This window comes from Gemmatimonadota bacterium (assembly GCA_039715185.1).
In the GTDB taxonomy this organism is placed as follows: Bacteria; Gemmatimonadota; Gemmatimonadetes; order Longimicrobiales; family RSA9; genus DATHRK01.
The window spans coordinates 27,408-43,515 of the sequence record JBDLIA010000022.1 but is presented as its reverse complement, the minus strand read 5'-3'; the positions used below and the strand labels follow the sequence as shown (position 1 = coordinate 43,515).

The following is a 16,108-nucleotide window of genomic DNA, read 5'->3' as shown; positions in this document are numbered from 1 at the left end:
GCGCCGGAGACGGGCGAAGTGGTGAGCTTCGACGGGAGCGGCTCGAGCGACAGCGACGGCGCAGTGGTCGGCTGGAGCTGGGACTGGGGCGACGCGACGACGGCGGGCAGCGGCGCTACGCCGACGCACAGCTACGGCGCGGCGGGAAGCTATACGGTCACGCTGACGGTGACCGACGACGACGGCGGCACGGACCAGACATCGCAGCTGGTAACCGTGACCGACCCGCCGAACATCGACCCGACGGCGGCCTTCGGCTACCTGCCGGTTGCGCCGGAGACGGGCGAGCTAGTGAGCTTCGACGGGAGCGGCTCGAGCGACTCGGACGGCAGCGTGGTGGGCTGGAGCTGGGACTGGGGCGACGCGACGACGGCGGGCAGCGGCTCGACGCCTACGCACGCCTACGCGACGGCGGGAAGCTATACGGTCACGCTGACGGTGACCGACGACCAAGGCGGCACGGACCAGACGAGCCAGCTGGTGACCGTGACGGATCCGCCGAACGTGGCGCCTACCGCCGACTTCAGCGTCTCCTGCGTGGAGAACAACTGCTTGTTTATCGACCTGAGCACCGACTCTGACGGCACGGTCGTGGACTGGAGCTGGGACTTGGGTGTGCGGAAGGGTACGAGCACGGAGCAGTCGCCCAGCTTCACCTACAAGAACGCTGGCACTTACACGGTGCTGCTGGCCATTCTGGATAATGACGGTGCCGGCGCGTCGACGAGCCAGGAGTTGACGATAGTCTGCACGACCGGGCGCAGGGGGACGCGTTGTAGGTAGCCACCAATCTTGGCCTGGCTCCCGGGCACCTCGCGGCAAAAAGCCGTTGACGGTGCCCGCGAGCGAGGCTAACTAGGGTAGACTCCCCATCAACAGAACGTGGAGGCGCGTGTCAGCATGCGTGCGCCTCCACGATGTCCGGCGATCAAGTGGACTCAATGAACCCGCCAAGCAGACCGCTCGACGGCTGCCTCGTCGTCGTGCCAGCGTTCAACGAAGCCGAATCGCTGCCCGCGGTTCTGGAGGATCTTCTGCGCGAACTCCCCGGCGCCGAGATCCTGGTCGTTGACGACGGCTCGACGGACGGCACCGCGCGGGCAGTGCCGGACGCGGTGCGGGTGCTCCGCCTGCCCTTCAATCTAGGTATCGGCGGCGCGATGCAAGCGGGGTATCGCTACGCGCTCTGGACTGGTGCTCGAGTCGTTGTCCAGGTCGACGGCGACGGCCAGCACCGGGGCGACCAAGTTCGGAAGCTTCTCGGCCCCATTTCGTCTGGAGTGGCCGACCTGGTCGTCGGCTCCAGATTCCTCGAGGCTGGCGAGTACGAGCAGACCGCGACCCGCGGGATCGGTGCCGCGGCTCTCCACGGTCTCATTCGCATTCTCGCGGGCCAATGGGTGACCGACTGCACAAGCGGGTTCAGGGCCGCCAATCGATCCGTCGTCAAAACGTTTGCGGAATGGTATCCGGACGACTATCCGGAGCCCGAAGTGTTGGCGATGGCCCTTCGCAGCCGATTCCGCGTGCGCGAGGTACCGGTCCGAATGAACCCCAGATTGGCGGGTAAGAGCAGCATCTCTCCGCTGGATGCGATCGTATACATGGTCAAGGTCAGCACGGCGATGCTGCTGGACATGCTACGCGATCCTTGGGCGGGCGCCCAGGCCGGGGATTCGGCTCCAGGTCTCGGACGGCCGCCGCTCCCGCGTCAGCGGCGTGCCAGGGCGGGGCATGAGGTCGCCAGCCGTGCTGAGGTGGGGTCGTGATTCGGACGATATTCCTGCTCGTTTACGGCCTGCTGCTTGTCGGGCTCGCCCTGCGACGGCTCCGCCAGCGGCGCCTCAAGGAGCGCTACTTCCTGTTGTTCGTGGCCGTGGGCTTGCCCTTCCTCCTCCTCGCGATCTGGCCGGATCGAGTAGTCTACTTCTCCAACTTGCTGGAGATTGAGAAGCCGACCCTCCTCGTGCTTACGCTGGCGGCTTTCGTGATCCTCATGCTGTTCGAGTTGCTCACCATCGTGAGCGTTCAGGATCGAAAGCTCACCACGCTGGCGCAGGAGGTGGCCATGCTGTCCGAGCGACTCCGCCAGGCCGAGGACGAAGCGGGAGTCGATGACGAGTAGTAGCATCACACTGGTCATCCCGGGCCGGAACACCGCGCTCACGCTGCACGCGTGCCTGAAGGCCGTCGTTCCGTATCTGGGGTCGGGCCTCCTTCGCGAGATCATGTACGTGGACGACGGCTCCACCGACCAATCGTCTGCGATCGCCGCGGCATACCCCGCGCGAGTGCTGGACGCAGGTGGCTTGGGCCCCGGAGGTGCCAGAAACGTGGGCTGGAAAGCCGCGTCTACGGACCTGGTGTGGTTCATCGACGCCGACTGCGTCGCCCGGCCCGGCGCGCTCGAGGCCCTTCAGGCTCACCTGCGGGCTCCCGCCGTGGGTGGCGCCGGCGGCTCTTACGCGAACGAGGTCCCCGGGTCACTCCTAGGAACTCTCATCCACGCGGAGATCGTGGCGCGACATCGCCGGATGCCGACCCATGTCGGTTACCTCGCCACGTACAACGTGCTCTATCGGCGGTCAGTGCTCGAATCGCTCGGGGGCTTTGACGAGGTCAGCTTCAATGCGGCAGGCAAGCCGGGGGCAGAGGACATTGATCTTGCGTACCGGGCCTCCGCGGCCGGCTGGATCCTCCACTTCGAACCGCGCTCGCTCGTCGGCCATTACCACCCTACTAAGTTGTTGCCGTACCTCAAGACCCAACGGCGGCACGGTTTCTGGCGCGTGGCCCTACACCTGAAGCACCGTAAGCAAGGCGGAGGCGACGACTACAGCGGACCGGTGGATCACGCGCAGCCGTTCGTAGGCATAGCCGCGGTGCTGGCTACACCGTTGGCGATCGGGGAGCGTTTCCGGCCACTGATGATCGGCCTCTGGGCCGTATTGCTAGCGCTGCAACTGCCGATGATGCTGCGCCTGCTCTCGATCGAGCGCGGGCCCCGCGCCTTGGTGTACGCTCCGCTCGGAGCCATACGCGCTGTTTGGCGCGGGTTCGGGATGTGCGCGGGCGTAGTCGCAAGGATGCTGCGCCTCGCCGGCTCAGTTCGCTGATGAAGCGAGTCCAGACGTTGTCGGATCGGAAGCTGGTGCTTTCGGCGGGCGCCAACACGGCTTTGCACGGGCTTACGGTGCTGAGCAAGGCGGCGCTGATCGTCTTCCTTGCCGCGACGCTCGTTCCCGAAGATGTCGGGAGGTTCGGGCTACTGACGGCCTCCCTCAGCCTCGGGATGTTTTTGTTGGGGTTCGACTTCTACGCCTACGCGACGCGAGAGCTGGTCGGGGCGCAGGAGTCCGCCATTCCGGGTATGCTACGCGATCAGGTGATCTTCCACGCGCTCGCTTATCTGCTGATCCTTCCGGTTGGGCTCTTGCTGTTCATCGGCGACGTGATTCCGTGGCGCCTCGCCGGCTTCTTCTATCTGCTCCTTTTGGCCGAGCACGCGGCTCAAGAACTTCAACGAGTGCTGATCGCGCTTGGTCGGTCCACCGCGGCCGCCGTCGTGCTTCTGCTCAGGGGTGGGGTGTGGGTCTGGGTGCTCGTGGCGGTCGCTATCGGTCGAGTGGGGGCACGAACGCTGCCAACGGTGTTGACTCTGTGGATCCTTGGGTCATTGGCCGCAGTTGTTTACGGCGCAGCCAAACTCAGGCACTTGCAGTGGAGGGCCGCGACGCGACGGCCAGTTGACTGGTCTTGGATCCGGGCCGGGGTCAAAACTGCTGCGCCTTTCCTGCTGAGCACTCTCGCGATACGTGGGATCCTGGCCGCAGACAGGTACGCGCTGGCCGTCGTTGCGGGTCCGGCCCTTGTAGGCGTGTATAGCCTATACTTCGGGGCTTACTCAGCGATCCACGGCTTGGTGGAGGCTGCCGTACACCATGTCCTTCGTCCCAGGATTGTCGGAGCATATCAGAGATCAGCGCGAAGGGAGTATCGATTCCTACTGCGACGTTATGCGGTGTGGTCCATGGTCGGAGCGATCGCGCTAGGGGGGGCCGCGGTCTTGCTGGCTCCGATCATCTTTGGACTGTTGCCCGAGAGTATCTATCAGCAGCACCTACCGGCGTTTCAGATACTCGTGGTCGCGTCTTGGATCCATGTAGCTGGAGCGATTCCGGATGTCGTGCTCTACTGCCGACGTGCCGACCGTGCCATAGCGGGCTCCGCCGTTCTTGGCCTTGTCACTGCGATCGGCCTCAACATCGCGCTCGTCCCGACACTCGGTATACGCGGAGCCGCGTTGGCCACGGCGGGCGGCTTCAGCGTCCTGGCGGCTAGCAAGACCGTACTTGCGGCAAGAGCTGTATATCAATGAACGTGGCGTTCCTACCCTCGGCTTACCGGACGATCTTCTTTGGAGGCGTGGCAGAGCGTCTCGAGGTGAGCGGCCACAAGGTCTTCTGGATTAGCCCCAACCTTCGCTGGGCGCGCTGGTTGCGCCAATCAGGCGTCCAGCCCGACCGGATCCTGGATCTGGCGCACTATGGCCCCGAGTGGAGCCGGCAATCGGACTCGGTAGATGCAGAAGTTATTCTGGCCGGCCTTGAACGGGATGGTCGCCTGACGGCGAACGACATCCTGCTCATGGACAAGTTTCTCCACGGGCGAAGAGATCGTTCCTATGCGCTTCGGTATCTCGCCGTCTGCGCTGAGCGGATAAGGCACTTCGTGACCGCGCACGGTGTGGGGGCTGTCTTCGGGGAACAGACGTGGGCGTTCGAGTTGGTTTCCGGACAGGTTTGCCGAGGTCTCGGCATCCCGGTTCTGAACCCGATGACGGTTCGGATTCCGTTCGACCGGTTTGCCTTCTTTCGCGGACACCAGGTCGACCAGATGCTGCGGTTGGGCACGTCGACCGCTGCGGACGAGCACGCTGCTGCTGAGTTGGTCAGTCAATACAGAGAGCGGCGGCCGCAGCCTTCCGGGCTCTTCGGAAACCGAGAGGTCTTGGAGTTCAACGCAGGACGGCTTTCGCTACTTGCGCGCCACGTGTGGAGTCTCCGAGGAGATCGGCACGATGAAACCAGCAGGCGCCCCATGGGACTCATCTCGGACCACGCAGGTCGATGGTGGCGACGCCGCAGGAACCGCCTTATGCGCACGGCCATATTTGAATTTCCCGACCCCAACGGAGTGCGGCCGTTCGTCCTCTTTCTCTTGCACGTGCAGCCGGAGGCGACCATCGACGTCATGGCAGCGCGCACCGCAAATCAGGTGGAGATCATCAGGGGCCTCTCGCGGACGCTGCCGGTGGGATACGACCTCTACGTAAAAGAACACGAGCCGGCCCTGATTTGGCGTACCATGCGATTCTACCGCGAGATCAAGTCGATACCAGCGGTGCGCCTGATCGACTACCGTGTCAGCTCACTCGACCTCATCGACCGAGCGGAACTAACTATCACGATTACCGGCACCGGGGCGTATGAAGCCGCTGTTCTGGGAAAGAGAGCTGCTACTATCGGCCCGGTCTTCTTCGAGCGCATAGCGGCCTTGAAGCGCTTCGACGAGAGGCGGATGTCGGTGGGAGAGGCGCTCAATCAGTCCGCGCCTCAATCGGACTCGGTCGTTACCGACTTCTTGGCGGGCGTCCTTGCCAATAGCTGGAGCGGGATCGTGGGTGATGCCCTCTGGTCGCCAGCGAGCATGGATGCAGGCAACCTCGATTCTGTGGCGGAGGGCTTCGGTGCCGCAATTGGGGCGCTGGCGGCTCCTGCGGGCGAGGGCATTTGGGTGTGACGACGACGGCGGGCCGGGTGGAGTCCAACATATCCGCCTGGGGCTTCACCGCGGGCCTGGCGGTCATTCTTGCGGTTTACCTCGGCGTTCAGCTCGCTTACGCGAAGTGGATCCCCCTCAATGTCGATGAGTTCCACGGTACGAAGGAAGTCCTCCGGCTCCTGGATGAGGTACCGTATCGTGACTACCGCCCCTACAAGACTGTGCTGGGCTACTACCTGCAGCTACCTCCGTTGCTGCTCGGATTCACGGGCTGGCAAGGCCTGGTGGCCGTCAAGTTATATCTGGCCCTGATGAACGTCGGTTTGCTCGGTGTCCTTGCTTGGCGTCTGGCAAGGCTGTTTCGGCGTGAGGCTGTCCTGCTTTCCGTGGGGCTCATGACCGTGACGACGACTTTCCTCGAGCGGTCAGCAGAGATACGCGTGGACATGATGACATCATGGATTGGGCTCGGCGTTCTCCTGGCGCTGATGGGTGGCAGTGTAGGCGTGGCGGGATTCTTGGCCGGGGTGGGGTTCCTGGTGTCGCAAAAAGCTGCCTTCTTCCTGTCATCCGGGGGCTTGGCCTTGGTGGTCGTCGGGTGGAGAAACGGGGGGATGGGGCACGCCGGTCGGAGCTTGATGCGTTTCGTAGCGTGGGCCGCCCTGCCCATAGCAGCGTACCTGGCCATGTGGGGCGCCATCGGAGGAGTAGAGGCCGTCCTCGAGCCCACCTTCGGCGGCGCGGCAGGAGTCGCGTTGAGGGACGTATACGATGGCCTTAGGATCAGCTGGGTAATCAGCGGACTTCGCAACCCTCTGTTTTGGGGACTTGCGATTGCGGGGCTCTACACGGCTGGACGGTCGGCGTTGATCACGAGGCAGACGGCGAGTCGGCGGAAAGCAGCCGCCGATCCGCGAGCCTCGCTGGCAGTATTCGCGCTTGCACTTGGACTACAGGCCGGCCTATATAGCGAGCCGTGGCCGTATTTCATCCTGATCGTGGTTCCCACGGCCGGTGTCCTGGTAGCGTCACTGTTGGACGACATTCTGCTGTCGGGGACACACCGGCTCGGCCTTTCTCGCGGTTGGGGTGTGACGTTCGCGTTGCTCGGTGTGCTCTATCCAGGCCTCGCGTTCACGGAGCACAGCGTGCGGAGCAATGACTATCAGCGGGAAAACTTCGTGATGGCGCGAGCGCTGCTCGGCCCTGGCGATAGCTATTGGGCAGGGGCCAACGCGCTGTACGACCGAGACCAGATCGGCGAACTCGGCTGGCTCGACCAATACAACAGGGTGGCACTGCGCCAGCGAAGCGTTGCGGAGCACCGGCGAATCGTTCAGCGCATGGCCGCGGCCCCGCCCCGCGTTCTGCTTCACAATTATCGGTTGAGTGACCTACCCGAAGCCTTTGGTGAATTCATCAGCCGGAACTACGAGCCGCTCTGGGGATCGGTGTGGATATACTCCCCGAGCCGAGATGCTGAGTCGGACTCAGTGTCTGTGGGGCTTGACGGCACTTACGAGCTGGTGGGGCCGGATAGCCAACTGGAAGTCGGGGGAGAGAGATACGGGGAGGGCGCCGCAATCCAGTTGTCTGCGGGCAAGTACGGACTGGACGGACCCGCCTTCGCTCGTTTGCGGTGGCGCGCCGCAGAGGATGCCCGCGTGGTCCTTCGCACTCCAGTTGAGGCCCGGGAATTCTTCCAAGTACGGTGACGTAGGTATTCGCTTATGGCGCTGCCTGTAGCAGGACAGTTACCGAGTTCTGGGCCAAGGGCTGCCAGGTGCCGTCTGAGAGGGCCGCAGTGGCGAGCGGAGCCTTCGGTGACAGGATCAGGACGGTGATCCCGCGGTTGGCCAAGGTCTCCTCCCACCCTTCCTCCGCACCCACGATCGCCGCATACTCCTCCATCAGTTCGCTCCCGAACAGATTGGCCATCCCGTCGATGTAGATCTGCTGTCCGGGCCACTGGTGCAGGATGTAACCGCCCCAGGTGTAGTCGTGGAACACGCGGCTGCCCGTAAGGCCGGCTTCCCTGGCGTATTCCACGGCCTCAACCGGGAAGACATCGGCGGAGAATTCGTTGGGCAGAAGGCGAGCCGGCCCGCCCGGGCGTGACACCGCGGCGGCGATGGCCAGGAGCACGGTGGCGGCCCCCACCCACACCGTCGTGACGGCCGTGGCGTCGTCCGCCCGCAGCCGCTCGCGCAGCCCGGAGATGAGTCGCAGCCGCGCCGAGGCGTGAGGAAGCAGGTCTGCCAGCGCCAGCGGCAGGGCATAGAGGGCGAACAGCGCGATGTTTCGCTGAGCGGCCAGGGAAACGGCCACGGCGAGCAGCAGGGGAAGCAGCACGCGCAGGTCCGGTCGGCGGCGCGTCGTAATGACGAGCGCCACCAGCAGCGCGATGGCTGTGAAGAACGAGAGCCCGTAGACGCTGTCCAGCCCGGGCGCCGCGAATTCGTCCACCAGGTCGAACGCGGCCCGATCGGACAGGTGGTGGAGCACGTTGGCGTGCAGGCCCCAGCCGAGCGGGTTGAGCAGGGTCGCCGCGCCGGCCGCCATGGCCGAGAGCGCGTTCGTGCGTACCGCCTCGGCGCTCCTCCGGTCGAGCGCGTGTCCGGCCAGGTAGGCCACGTACATCGCCAGGCCGTACAGGAAACCCGGGTGCAGGTTGGCCCAGAACGCGAACAAGAGCCCCAGCCACAAGAGACGGAGGCGGCCGCGCGAGGCGCCCACGTGCAGCAGGATGGCGAGCCCGGCGAACGTGAAGAGGTGCGGACGCGCGCTCCAGTGGGCCGACGTCAGGACCGCCACGCCGAACATCGCCGGCAGCGCGAAGAACGGCTCCACTCGAGGACGCAGATAAGCCCCGGCTAGGGCCACGCTCCCTACGATGAGCAGCGTGGCCAGGGCCACGACGCCGGCGAGTCCGGCCGCCCATTCGACCCCGACGAGCGCCACCTCGCTCAGCCACTCGTAGGCGACGAACGTCGCGTCCGGCGTGGTGAACGCCCAGTCGACCGGAATCCTGATCCCGTGTTCGAGCACCCTGCGGCCGATGAAGAGATGGCTGGCCAGGTCGCCGTCGGTGTTGAGCAGGCGATCGGCGAAGAACACCGGGATCGCCACGATCCACGCGAGGAAAACCAGCGCGACGCTGTTGGGAGGGCCAAAGGCGCGGGGTCTCATTGGGGATCGGCCGAGCGGGTAGCGCCCGCGGCGCGCTCCAGAACCAGGAACTCGCCCACCCTCGTCAGCTCGCGGTAGCCTTCCAGGCTCGCGGCGACCTCAGGGTCGGAGCGCATGAACGCCAGGAAGTCGAAGTCGGTGAGGTTGTTGTAGCGCGGCTCGATGTCCACCAGGAGGAGGCCCGGGGCCCGTTCGCGCAGATCCTTCGCGATCACATCCAGGACCAGGCTCCTGACCTCGGCCATATCCTCGCCCCGCTTCTCTCGCTGGTGCATCGACGGAAGCAGCCAGTGCGAGCTGAAGCTCGACCCCCAGGAGGCGTCCGTGTAGGTGACCAGCGGGAACCCGGGGGCGACCCAGAAGCTGAACACGGATTCGCCCGCGGGCCGGGACTGGACGAGGCGCGAGAAGTCCGTGAGGTAGTAGGGGTAGCGATCCAGACGGTCCCACGCGCGCTCCGCGCCCGCGAAGCCGCTCCAGCCCACGGCGATCAGGAGAGCGGTCAGCACCGCCGCCGGCACGGCGCGCGGCAGCGACGGCGCCTCGGCGAGGACCGATGCGGCGGCCAGAGCGAGCAGCACCACGGCCGCCAAGTACGTGGGCACCCAGTGATAGGGGAAGCCCTTTCCCTGCAGGATGACGGCCATCACCAGGCCGAGCGATGCTGCCAGCAGCACGCCCGCCAGCGGCCGCGCGGGCCGCGCCGACCAGGCGAGGACGAACGCCCACGCGGAAACAAGGACGATGACGACGCCCAGCGCCGCCAGGTCCACGCGGGCTATGGGGGCGAAGAATCCGTAGTGCTCGGACGCCAGGCGCGCGACGCGCAGGTAGTCGCGCGCGAAGGCCGCGATCCACGTCGCGTACGCCAGGAGAAAGCAGGCCGCGGCCAGCGTCTCGGGTCGGCGCCACGGCGCTCGGCCTCGCCCCAGGACCACGGCCACCTCGACCAGCACCAGCAGAGGCACGAAGAACGGCTTGAGCGCCACCCCCACGCCGGCCGCGATACCCACGGCTATGGCCCACGACCGCGACACCGGGACCGCGGCGATGCGCGCGCCCGCGGTCACCAGGTAGGGGAACAGCAGAGCGAACATGACCCCGTCGCGCTGACCGAATTCGCCCGGCTCGACCACCAGCGCGGAGGCCGCGAAAGCGACGCACAGGAACGCGGCGACCGCCGGCGCGAGGTACCGGCGCCCGCTCCGCCAGCCGCCTACCGCTGAGACGGCGACGAGCGCCACTAGCATGAGCCGCAGGAGCACCACGGGACTCGCTCCGGTCAGCCTGGCCAGGCCGACGGGAACCGCCATCAGGTAGACGACGAGCGGAGGGTTCGGCTCGAGCGCTTCCCGGTACAGGGTTTCGCCGTCCATCACCCGCTCGGAGAGGTCCAGCAGAAAGCCGATGTCCACGTGCAGCGGATAGCGAAACACGTGGACGACGCCGGCGAGCGCCGCGGCCACCAGTCCCAGCGTCAGGGTTCGGAGCACCCCGTCAGGCCTAGTCAGCCGGCACCCGCGAGGCCTGCCTTGAGGGATTCGAACGCCTCCACCACGTCGTAGCTCTGACGAAGCGCCCCCGGCGATTCCCCGCGCTGCTCGATCCGCTCCAGCGCCGCGTTGCCGAAGAACTCACCCGCCTCCGCCAGGTAGTTCACGCGCGTCGGCTCGAGCCCCATGACGCTCGCCGCGGTCGTGTCCACGGCGACCGGGTCCGCGCCAAACACGAGCACCCCCGTGGGCTTGGCGGTGCCCTGGATCGGACCGTTGCCCTCCATGCCCACGATTCCATCGACGATGTTGAAACGCGGCACCGTCAGCGCCGCGTTGATGTCGAGGATGCTGTTGTCGATGCCCTGCCAGTGGAGGACGTTCTTGGGCCACCCGTAGACCGCGCTGGGCACGATCCCGAACAGGTTCTTCATCGACAAGGTGACCCCCGCCCAGTGGTGGGTCTTCATCTTGGGCATCGAGATGAAGAGCTCGGCGTCCAGGACCGTCGCGGGCAGGTAGAGTCGGTCCAGGGCGGTGTAGTGACTGCGCAGCCTTACCGGCCGCACCGCGTCCACGTTCAGGTCCACGTAACGCGCGCCCGTGTCCCGGAGGACATCCGCCAGCCCCGACGCCGACAGGAGGTATTCGTTGTCGCGCCGGTGGCCGGGCCCCTCGGCCACGATGACTTCCTTCGCCTCCAGCTCCCGGAGCGCCTCGATGGTCGCCGCGATCAGCACGGGGTGCGTGTTGATGACGCCGCCGGGGTCGAACTCGACCAGGTTGGGCTTGAGCACCACGCGGCGGCCACGCACGGGGACCGAGAACAGCTCGAGGCCGCGCCGCACGACGTCCGTCAGCCGGCCGTCGTAGGCGTCGGCGGCCAGCACCGCCACGCTCGAGCGGTCCGGGCGGACCTCAGCCTCCGGGAGCCAACGCGGGCCCTGGGGCTCTTCCGGGGGTTCGGCGCAGCGGACGAGCGCAGGGGCCGCGGCGGCGGCGCCGATCGACTTCACGAACGCGCGCCGGCCGATCATCGGACGTTCACCAGCAGGAAGGGGTTTGCGGCGTCCGCGAGGGCCAGAACGGCCAGCGCGATGCCGCGGGTCCCGCCGAAGCCGTCCGGGGCCGTAGACCACGCGTCGAGGCGTTCGCGAACCCCGGCGTCCGCGACCGACCACGCCCGCTGCGCCAGGCGCGCCAGGGCTAGCGTCCCGCCCGACGCGTGCGCGTCCAGAAGGCGGGGGAGCACCGTGAGACCCTCCTCCACCTCGGGCATCCGTCCCGCTCCCTGCAGCGCGAGAAGGGCTATCGCCGTGGTGTCCGGATAGGCGTGGATATCCTCGCCCAGGACCCTGTAGTTCCCGTGGTTCCAGCCGCCGCCCGCACAGGTACGGTCCAGGATCATGCGCTCGCCCTCGTCCAGCCGTCCCCTCGCTCGCCGACCCGCGAGGCCGCCGTGCCGCTTGAGCGCGATCACGGCGTACGCCGTCGGCTCCACCCAACTGAAGGCGCCTTCCGCCCACGGCCACCCGTTGAGGGAAGGGTTCAATTCCACGGACATCCTCTCGCGAGCGAACCAGTACAACAGGTTCGTGAGCCAGGGGAGCTTGCGCGCTTCCTGGTCGACGATGTGTCGCACGGCCGCCCGCACCGCGTCGCGGTGCTCCGCGTGCGAACCGAGCGCCAGCGCGGCGAGGCTCGTGGGCCACTTGCCGAGCGGAACGTCCGGCTGGAAGGACCAACTGCCGTCGCTCGCCTGGTGGCGCAACAGCCAGGCGGTCGCCGCGGCCACTTCGGCCTCACCCTCTGGCCCCACCGCGGCGAACGCCATGCGCGCCAGCGCGGTGCTCTCCGCGTTGCTGGGCAGGCCCGCTCGGGCGGGCCACCCGCCGTCGGCGTTTCGGCGATCGCGCAATTCCGCGAGCAGCGCTTCGGTCATGCGGGCATCTTACGGCGCGCGCCGCGTGAACAACACCGCCGTCTCGGCCGCGTGCGCCGCGCGGGATGACTTGACCGCGCCTCGGCCAGGTACGTTGTTGAGGCCCGGCGGAGCGTAGGCAAACGGATGGGGGAAGGGGCCCGTGGAGGAGTCGGAGTCGCACGTGCGAACGGGGCTTCCCGGGGCTCCGCTGATCGCTCCTCGCGAGTGGCGCTGGATCCTCGCCGCCGCGGGCGCGGTAACGGCCTTCTCGGCGATCCCGTATCTCGTCGCGTGGACCCTCACGCCGCCCGGTCACGTGTGGATGGGCACCACCCACAACGGGGTGGACACCGCGGTCCACTGGTCCTGGATCGTACAGGCTCGGGACGGGTCCTTCTTCCTGTCCAACCTGTTCGCCGCGGAGCCGGATTCGGGACGCTTCGTCCATCTGTGGGCGTGGGGGATCGGTACGGTGGCAGCCGCCGCGCGGACGCCCTACGCGGTGGTCTACCACCTTGCCCGCCTCCTCTTCACCTTCACCAGCGTTGTCCTCGTGTACCGCCTGGCGGCCTACGTCGTCCCGCAAACGGAGCCCCGCCGGTGGGCCACGGCGGTCGTCGCCGCCGGGGCAGGGTTGGGGTGGCTGGTGGGTCTGTCCGGGGCCCCCTTCGGATCGGCGGACCTCGTCCAGCCTGAGGTGGTCACGTTCCTGGCGCTCTATTCCAGCGGCCTGTTCGCGTTCTCCATCACCCTGTTCCTGCTGGCGCTCACCTCTCTGCTCGAGGCCGAAAGAACGGGGCGCACGCGAGACGCGATCGTGGCTGGTCTCGCCTTGCTGCTCCTGATCAACGTGCACACCTACGACGCGGTACCCTTGGTGGTGATCGTCGGCGCCCACCTCGTCATCGGGCGGCTGCGCCACGGCCGATTCTCCACCCGCCTGCTGCGAGCCGCCGGGATCGCCGCCGCGGTCGCCGCGCCCGCCGCGGCCTGGATGCTGTGGTATCTGTCCACGGATGCGGTATTCCAGCTTCGCGCCGCGGTTCCTACCCCGAGCCTGCCCCTGGGCCACTACCTGCTCGGTTTCGGCCTGCTGATCCCCCTCGCGGTGATCGGCGCGCGGACGGAGGGCGCGGAGCGGGACATGGTCGTCCTCCTGGTCGCCTGGGCTTTCCTCCAACTCGGCCTGGGCTATCTGCCTGTTGGCTTGCAGCGCAAGCTGCTCATGGGGGTTCACATCCCGGTGGCTCTGCTCGCCGGCCTGGGGATGGTGCGTGTGCGGTTGCGACGGGGCGGGCTGTGGGCCGCGGCCGTCGTGTTCGTTCTGTTGAGCCTGAGCAACGTCTTCTTCACGGCGCGCGATCTCCACGCTCTGATTTCGCGCGGAGGGGATCTTTCCAATTTCAGGGCGTACGTGCCGCGGGTGACCTACGACGGATTCACGCGCGCGGGGGAGACTCCAGCCACGGCGGTCATCGCCACCAGCCCCGAGTACTCGCCGCACGTCGCGATGGTCGCCGGACGGACCACTCTGCCGGGTCACTGGGGGGAAACCCCCCACTATCGGGAAAAGCAGGCGCTCGTGCGCGCGGTCCTGGAGGAGCGGCTGAGCCTGGCCGCGTTCGCCGGCGCGACCGGAGCGACGCACCTGCTCATCGACGATCGGCTCATCCTTCTGCCGTAGGTTCGGTGCGCGGAGAGCCGCCTACGGCCGATCTGGCCCTTGGCAGCAACCCTCACGCGGCACTCCAAGCAATCTTGCGCATGCCATGCAGCGGTGAAACCTTTGGAAGCGGCTCGGGAGGCGGCTGGACGTGGGGTGAGGTGAGGGGAATGCCGTGGTGGAGGCTAGGGGGACGACCATTCCGGTAGTTGAAGCGTCCCGGTGGGTGCCGGGGCGCGGATCCGGCCACGCCGGTCAGTCGGATGTGTCCCAGCTCCCCAGCGCAGACTCGCCCGACCTGGGCGGAACGCAATGGGCACCGCTGCACTACGCCCTGCTCTTCGTCATCACCATCAGCTTCTACCTCACGATCCTCCTGGACCTCGCGGGGACCTGGAGTTGGATCGCCGTCACGCTGGCGCTCGGCGCCGTCGCCCTCGCCGCCACCGAACGCACCACGCGGATCCTGGCGGTCTACCCCCTGGTCTTCCTGTTCTACGTGGCCGGAAGGCGACTCGCCGACGACGGCTTCGCGCCGGTTCGAGTGGAGTACGTCATCAGCGCCGACCGCGTGCTGGGTCTGGGCGAGGTGCCGACGGTCTGGCTTCAGCACGCCATGGCCGGGGTTCTGGCCGGCTGGGCTCCGGTTCTCGTCGCGATTTACGTGAGCTTTTTTTTCGTGTTCGTGGCGTCGGCTCCTTTCCTGTACTGGCGCGATAGGAGCGGAGCGGAGCGGATGCTCGCGGCGGGCGTTCTGGTGTTCGTGATCGGGCTGCCCATCCACTGGGCGTTGCCGACGGCTCCACCATGGATGGCGTCTCTAGAAGGCTACATCGAGCCCGTGGGTCGGCTATTGCATGATGGCTGGCTCGGCGAACAAACCACGGTCTACGAGCTCGGCAACAGCGCGAGCGGCAATGACGTGTCGGCGATGCCGTCCTACCACATGGCCTTGACGGTACTCGTGGCGCTCGCCTGGGGGCGTTCGGGATCGGTGCGTGCCGCGATCGGCTGGGCGTACGTCGCCCTGATGGGGTTCGCCCTGGTCTACGGGGCCGAGCACTACGTAGTCGATCTGCTGGTGGGCGGCGCGGTGGCCGCGGTTGCCTGGCGCTATGCGCCGGGACTGCTCGCTAGGCTGGGATCGACGCAGGCGCCAGTCGGAGGCGTTCTCGAGACGGACCGCGGACGTAATAAAACAGTACCCGAAGCGGGTAACGATCTATTACTCGCTGAAACGTCTCCTGGCCGATAACAGTGGGGGAATGCGCCGCAACGGAGGCGTTCCTGGATCTGGCGAGGTTTGGCACGCGACTTGTTGTAGGTACGGTCGGCTCGCACGGCTTGTCCGTGGAGGCACCGACGAACCCCGCACAGGCGGGTTCATTCGTCGGACGGCCGACTGGCCGGTTTGACATGCAGTAAGCAGGGCCCTCCGAAGACGGGAGGGACCGGGGCGGGGTGAGGCCGGAATCGGCAACCCGACCCAGAACCGCAGCTGAGCGCCACCGGACGGTGGCAAGGTCACACTCAGGAAGGGGTAGTCGATCCATGGACGCCGTGATTCGTAACTTCTGGAACGATGAGTCGGGACAGGACCTGGCCGAGTACGCGCTGCTTCTGGCGCTTCTGGCCGTGGTGCTCGTGACGGCCATCACCGGTCTGCGGAACGCCATCGTGACGGCCTTCGGCCGCGCGACGAACGTTCTCAACAACGCCGGCGTAAGCTGAACCCAGCCGGATGACGCTCGGTTCGGGGGTCGCGGTACGCGGCCTCCGAGCCGAGTGCTCGGCGGGTTGCCCGCCCGGTCACGAAGGCCGCGGTGGGCTTTGCACAAGGAACAGAAAACGGCCCGGGACCACATGTTTGGGATTCTCAGGACATACTGGTTGGACGAGGCCGGACAGGACCTGGCAGAGTACTCGGTTCTGATGGCGCTGATCGCGCTCGCCATGATCGTGATGCTGATCGATTTTCGGACCGCCATAGCGCGGCCGATGGAGGGCGTGCGGGACGCGATCAACGAGGCGACACGTAGCTAAACGGCAACGGCG

Annotated in this window: 15 protein-coding genes; 11 read left to right on the top strand and 4 right to left on the bottom strand. The window is 66.7% G+C overall.

The window, feature by feature from the left end:
* From ABFS34_06175 to ABFS34_06145, 7 genes are all read left to right on the top strand, one after another.
* Window positions 1-783: PKD domain-containing protein (locus ABFS34_06175; protein ID MEN8375021.1), on the top strand; the 783-nt coding region annotated here is incomplete at its 5' end.
* A 158-nt stretch (window positions 784-941) separates the two neighbouring features.
* Entirely contained in the window at window positions 942-1,769 is an 828-nt protein-coding gene (locus ABFS34_06170; protein MEN8375020.1) for a glycosyltransferase family 2 protein, read from the top strand.
* Entirely contained in the window at window positions 1,766-2,125 is a 360-nt protein-coding gene (locus ABFS34_06165; protein MEN8375019.1) for a DUF2304 domain-containing protein, read from the top strand. The genes ABFS34_06170 and ABFS34_06165 overlap by 4 nt, the downstream gene beginning before the upstream one ends.
* Complete coding sequence (locus ABFS34_06160; GenBank protein MEN8375018.1) at window positions 2,115-3,116, top strand: glycosyltransferase; 1,002 nt, start codon at window positions 2,115-2,117, stop codon at window positions 3,114-3,116. The genes ABFS34_06165 and ABFS34_06160 overlap by 11 nt, the downstream gene beginning before the upstream one ends.
* On the top strand, window positions 3,116-4,378 hold the full coding sequence (locus ABFS34_06155) for a hypothetical protein (protein ID MEN8375017.1): 1,263 nt from the start codon (window positions 3,116-3,118) through the stop codon (window positions 4,376-4,378). Before ABFS34_06160 ends, ABFS34_06155 begins: the two co-directional genes overlap by 1 nt.
* The gene (locus tag ABFS34_06150) at window positions 4,375-5,802 is read left to right on the top strand and encodes a hypothetical protein (GenBank protein MEN8375016.1); all 1,428 of its coding nucleotides are present in this window, start codon (window positions 4,375-4,377) and stop codon (window positions 5,800-5,802) included. Before ABFS34_06155 ends, ABFS34_06150 begins: the two co-directional genes overlap by 4 nt.
* Window positions 5,799-7,499 (top strand): hypothetical protein, encoded by a 1,701-nt coding sequence (locus ABFS34_06145; protein ID MEN8375015.1) that lies wholly within the window; start codon window positions 5,799-5,801, stop codon window positions 7,497-7,499. The genes ABFS34_06150 and ABFS34_06145 overlap by 4 nt, the downstream gene beginning before the upstream one ends.
* A 13-nt stretch (window positions 7,500-7,512) precedes the next feature.
* Here ABFS34_06145 and ABFS34_06140 read toward each other — a convergent pair whose 3' ends face one another.
* From ABFS34_06140 to ABFS34_06125, 4 genes are read right to left on the bottom strand one after another with little or no spacing between them, the layout of a single operon-like run.
* Window positions 7,513-8,973 (bottom strand): hypothetical protein, encoded by a 1,461-nt coding sequence (locus ABFS34_06140; GenBank protein ID MEN8375014.1) that lies wholly within the window; start codon window positions 8,971-8,973, stop codon window positions 7,513-7,515.
* Window positions 8,970-10,466 carry a hypothetical protein gene (locus tag ABFS34_06135; GenBank protein MEN8375013.1) on the bottom strand — a complete coding sequence of 499 codons (1,497 nt, stop codon included), beginning with the start codon at window positions 10,464-10,466 and terminating at the stop codon, window positions 8,970-8,972. The genes ABFS34_06140 and ABFS34_06135 overlap by 4 nt, the downstream gene beginning before the upstream one ends.
* Window positions 10,467-10,480: 14 nt before the next feature.
* Entirely contained in the window at window positions 10,481-11,503 is a 1,023-nt protein-coding gene (locus ABFS34_06130) for a DUF362 domain-containing protein (GenBank protein MEN8375012.1), read from the bottom strand.
* Entirely contained in the window at window positions 11,500-12,408 is a 909-nt protein-coding gene (locus ABFS34_06125; protein ID MEN8375011.1) for a prenyltransferase/squalene oxidase repeat-containing protein, read from the bottom strand. The genes ABFS34_06130 and ABFS34_06125 overlap by 4 nt, the downstream gene beginning before the upstream one ends.
* Window positions 12,409-12,571: 163 nt before the next feature.
* Here ABFS34_06125 and ABFS34_06120 point away from each other — a divergent pair, with 163 nt between their 5' ends.
* The 4 genes from ABFS34_06120 to ABFS34_06105 all read left to right on the top strand — a co-directional run bounded on the left by ABFS34_06120 (window position 12,572) and on the right by ABFS34_06105 (window position 16,096).
* Window positions 12,572-14,074: a hypothetical protein gene (locus tag ABFS34_06120; GenBank protein ID MEN8375010.1), complete on the top strand. Its 1,503-nt coding sequence runs from the start codon at window positions 12,572-12,574 to the stop codon at window positions 14,072-14,074.
* A gap of 244 nt (window positions 14,075-14,318) precedes the next feature.
* The gene (locus ABFS34_06115; GenBank protein ID MEN8375009.1) at window positions 14,319-15,308 is read left to right on the top strand and encodes a phosphatase PAP2 family protein; all 990 of its coding nucleotides are present in this window, start codon (window positions 14,319-14,321) and stop codon (window positions 15,306-15,308) included.
* Window positions 15,309-15,604: 296 nt separating this feature from the next.
* Window positions 15,605-15,784 carry a Flp family type IVb pilin gene (locus ABFS34_06110; GenBank protein MEN8375008.1) on the top strand — a complete coding sequence of 60 codons (180 nt, stop codon included), beginning with the start codon at window positions 15,605-15,607 and terminating at the stop codon, window positions 15,782-15,784.
* 159 nt (window positions 15,785-15,943) lie between these two features.
* Window positions 15,944-16,096 (top strand): hypothetical protein, encoded by a 153-nt coding sequence (locus ABFS34_06105; GenBank protein MEN8375007.1) that lies wholly within the window; start codon window positions 15,944-15,946, stop codon window positions 16,094-16,096.
* The last annotated feature ends 12 nt before the right edge of the window (window positions 16,097-16,108 follow it).